Origin of the sequence: Rhodococcus sp. T7, from assembly GCF_009872365.1 — a bacterium.
In the GTDB taxonomy this organism is placed as follows: domain Bacteria; phylum Actinomycetota; class Actinomycetes; order Mycobacteriales; family Mycobacteriaceae; genus Rhodococcus_F.
Genome location: NZ_WXYH01000151.1, coordinates 1 through 3,802, shown reverse-complemented (window position 1 = coordinate 3,802; position 3,802 = coordinate 1). Strand labels below are relative to the sequence as shown.

Sequence of the window (3,802 nt, the reverse complement as noted above, 5' to 3'; positions counted from 1 at the left end):
GGCGCCGACAACACCAGGCCCGCACTTCCCACTACCGACGTCGCGGACACCTCCCATAAGTGCCGTTGCAGTACTAGCGTCGAATTCAGGCAGACCCCGATGGGAAAGTCCCGATCCGCGGAAGTTTCGGCGGCCGGTTGTCTCCATCAGGACAGTCACGTCCTGGCCGATCAGCCTGTCCCGGGTATGGCGACGGCCCTGATCACGGGCGGGCAGCCGACGATCCACCGGCGCCGATCCGGGCTTGGCTCGATCGGCACCTGTGGACAATACGCCCAGGCCTGTTGTGTCCCAATCACTCCTGAAGTCTGACATCAGGGGCGTCCTGTTCGCCCGCATCTGCCTGGCCGCATCGTGATGTCGGCTGCAGAAATGCCAGGGAATTGAGACATAGGGAGGCGGCCATGCCGTGAGACCAACGACAAATCCTCAGGTCACAGCCGTCCCAAAATGCCATCAGTAGCGAGACCCTACAAGCTTGTAGTGTCTCGAGAACTGTGGCCAGATCTCACGCAAGATGGCCACTCGGTGGCCAGTTGGCCGATTGGTTGAGATTGTCGCGGCGTCGCCCGCGTGGTGTGGAGTCGTGGATCAACAGTGCGACCGCTGGCCGCTCCTTCTGCGAAAGCGGCGCGGACCGGATCGCAGCGTCCCGGCGGTGAGTACGCGTGCACTGATCCGACAGTGGTCGCGCTCGTTCCGAAAGCGGATCGATGAGAGAGAACTCGGGGTGAGATCTTCCACCCCGAGGGGGGAGGTGCCATTTCGCTGTCTACCGGAGACTGGGATCAGCCTCGCATCTCCGGTGCGGGATCGGAGCGGGATTCGAACTCGCGTTACATCTTCTGGGAGCCCGACATGTTCATCAAGCAGATTGCAGGATTCATCGGTGGCGGCGCACTGGTCGCCGCATCAGTCGCCGCGCTGATTGCAGCGCCGGCGAACGCAGTGCCGGGCGTCAATCCGCCGGCGCCGCGGTTCGTGAGCCTCTCCTATTCCCTCGAGTCGACCTTCGCGGGGTCCTCGAACGTGGTGGACACGTACGCCGAGTCCGTGAGCCAGGCGTACTACCACTGCGACAACCTCAGTGGCGCTAACGATTGCCAGGTCGTGATCACGAGTGATTGGGGCTGCGTTACGTTGGTGCGCGGTTGGACCAAGGAGTCGTACTTGGGCAGTCCGCAGGGGAAGCCCATATTCGGCGTGGGAAATGGGCCGACCAGGGAAGAGGCTGAACAGGTGGCCACGATCGATGTCGAGGCTCGACTCGACGCCACCCCGTACGCCGTTGGCCACGGAGTCACCAAGTGCGTCTACTGAAGTTGCGGACGAATCCCGGACTCACACGATCGGCCCAACGTCCGGTCCGATCGATCACCCCGAACGTCGACCTCGCCCCGTCCGCAAGCGGAACGCAGACCGGCACGTCCCGAAAGCCGGGCGTAGACCGGAACTCACTGAGCTGCGCGGGTCCCGATAGCCCCGTCCGGTGATGATTTTGCTTTCGGGGCGGCGGATTCTCACTGTCGTTGCAACACAAGTCTATTGAAATCTGGGTCGTCCCAGCTCACGGATTACGTTACCGCAGTCGGCATCGCGAGTTCCAGCGCAGTGCGGCGCCGGTGAGCGGTGGCCCGTCGCTCGGCGTTGAACACCGTGGCGGGAGTTGCGTACTCCAGGTTCTTCCGTGGGCGAGTGTTGAGCTCACGCGTTACCGACCGCACATGAGCGTGACTGTGCACCGACAAATCGGTGCCCTTCGGGAAATACTGTCGAGCGAGCCCGTTGAAATTCTCGTTCGCACCCCGCTGCCACGGACTGGAACGTTCGGCGAAGTAGATCTTCAGATCAAGGGCCGCGGAGATCTCTCGGTGCAGACAAATCTCCGTTCCCTGATCCCACGTCAACGTTCTGCGCATTCGTTTCGGCAGGCCAGAAAATGCTTTGATGACAGCATTTTTCACCGATTCGGCGGTGTGATCGACGGGGAGATTGACGATGATTCCGTATTGCGTCGTCCGTTCCCGCAGGGTCATCATCGCCGATCGGCAGCGCAACCCCAGGATGTAGGGGTCGGACCGGGGCGCGGTGCCGGGATTGCTCCCGGCCCGTTTCCCCGGCCCGCCCTCCGCACCGGACGTGCGACTCTCATCGCATCCGGCGCTCCACGGACTGCCACTGCTAAGCAGGGACCAAGGTCTCTGCTCTGCTGGTCCACGGTGTGGGGATGTTGCTCGCCCGCCACCGGTACCGAGTAATCGGGACGGTGGTGGTGTCGAACATGATGATCCCGTTCTCTTGCGGACGATTGCCGGGCCTGCCGGTCAGGAACCGTCGGTAGAGATCCGCCCACGTGATCCGTTTGTGCCGTTTGAGCAGCCATTGGGTGACCCGATGCCAGGCGAAGGCATCGAGGTAACCGAACGTCGCTTTCGACACACCGTGACGGAAATACGCACACCATCCTCGGAGCACCGGATTGAGGCGTCCGAGCAGATCAGCAAGGCCATGATGACGTGCCCTCTTCGTCAGCGCCCGCACCTTCGCCATGATCGAAAGCAACGCTTTCTTCGACGGATAGGTGTAGACGCTCATCTTGTTCGTGCCTTTCCTGCGGCGCCGCTGGATGCGGAACCCGAGAAAGTCGAACCCCTCGTCCAGGTGACATACCCGGGACTTTTCGGCGGACAACCGCAGCCCCAGCGGGGCTATCACGTCCGCGACCTCGTCCCAGAGTGCGTCCGCATGCGCCTTGGTTCCGACCACCATGATGACGAAATCGTCCGCGTAGCGCACGATTCGGTAGGTGGCCCCGCCGCGTTTGCGGTGCACCTCGCGCCGATAGGCACTCCCGTGGGAATCCCATTTCGCACAGAAATGTGCATCCAACACCGACAGAGCGATGTTGGCGAGCAACGGTGAGAGTATGCCGCCTTATGAACAGTGCTGGGTTATGCGCAGCGCTGGCGTGCAAGGCCTGGTGACGGCGATGTCAGAGGTCGATCGCTGCGCATAATCCGCGGATCCTCTGATCAGGCGGCCCGGTACGGTGCCGGGCCTCCATGATCGGAGGTCAGTTGTTATGGCGACTTTGTCTGCGTTGGTGTCGGGCCTGGAGGCGGAGCTACAGCGTTTGGGCTACAAGGATTCGACGCTCGTTTGGTACCGGGGCTGTTGGCGGCGGATGCAGAAGCACTTCGCTGCGCGTGGTGTCGAGGAGTTCTCCCTGGATGCGGCGATGGCGTGGGTCGACGACGCGTGTGGTTTCTTCGACAAGGAGCAGGCCGGCACCCTGAAGCGAACCGATGTGTATTTGTTCAGAGTTGCTCAGATGCTGGAGGATTACGCGGTCCACGGGGCGGTGCTGCGCCGCTATAACCGGTCGGTGAGCAAGCTGGACGTGGCCGGCGCCCAGACGGTCGCCCGGTTCCAGGCGCACCTGCGCTCGGCTGGGCGCTCGGCCTCGACTGTGCGGACCTACGGGACGTTGGCCGGGGAGTTCGTCGCGTTCACCGACACCCGCGGAGGGCTGGGCTGCTGCGACGCCGCCATGATCGGGGCGTTCGTCGCCACGCTGGCCGGATACCAGTTCAAGACTGTCGAGCAGAAACTGTGCGCGGTGCGGTCGTTGCTGCGGTTTGCCTCCGCCGCCGGCCTGGTCGACGGGGCGTGCTTGGAGGCGGTGCCGGCGGCACGCTCGGCCAGGCAGGCCAGGATCCCGTCGGTTGAGGCTGCACCCTTTGAGTGGACACCCCGGACAATGGTTCTAGGAGAGCCAGGAGGGATGTCGAGGTGGGACGCC

General features: G+C 63.1%; 4 protein-coding genes. 2 read left to right on the top strand and 2 right to left on the bottom strand.

Features of this window, described 5'->3' with window-relative positions; all coding sequences use genetic code 11:
• Nucleotides 1-858: 858 nt before the first annotated feature.
• Entirely contained in the window at nucleotides 859-1,320 is a 462-nt protein-coding gene (locus MLGJGCBP_RS16690) for a DUF4189 domain-containing protein (protein WP_007297546.1), read from the top strand.
• 254 nt (nucleotides 1,321-1,574) lie between these two features.
• On the opposite strand, the gene MLGJGCBP_RS16685 is transcribed toward MLGJGCBP_RS16690, so the two are convergent.
• Both MLGJGCBP_RS16685 and MLGJGCBP_RS16680 read right to left on the bottom strand, forming a co-directional pair.
• Entirely contained in the window at nucleotides 1,575-2,057 is a 483-nt protein-coding gene (locus tag MLGJGCBP_RS16685) for an IS30 family transposase (RefSeq protein ID WP_012686807.1), read from the bottom strand.
• 124 nt (nucleotides 2,058-2,181) lie between these two features.
• Entirely contained in the window at nucleotides 2,182-2,928 is a 747-nt protein-coding gene (locus MLGJGCBP_RS16680; protein ID WP_308821646.1) for a group II intron maturase-specific domain-containing protein, read from the bottom strand.
• A gap of 154 nt (nucleotides 2,929-3,082) precedes the next feature.
• On the opposite strand from MLGJGCBP_RS16680, the gene MLGJGCBP_RS16675 reads away from it, so the two are divergent.
• Nucleotides 3,083-3,802: site-specific integrase (locus tag MLGJGCBP_RS16675; protein WP_201453093.1), on the top strand; the 720-nt coding region annotated here is incomplete at its 3' end.

What these genes read in the sequence shown, in the direction of transcription:
- MLGJGCBP_RS16690 (WP_007297546.1), top strand. Translation starts at nt 859, where the DNA reads ATGTTCATCAAGCAGATTGCAGGATTCATCGGTGGCGGCGCACTGGTC.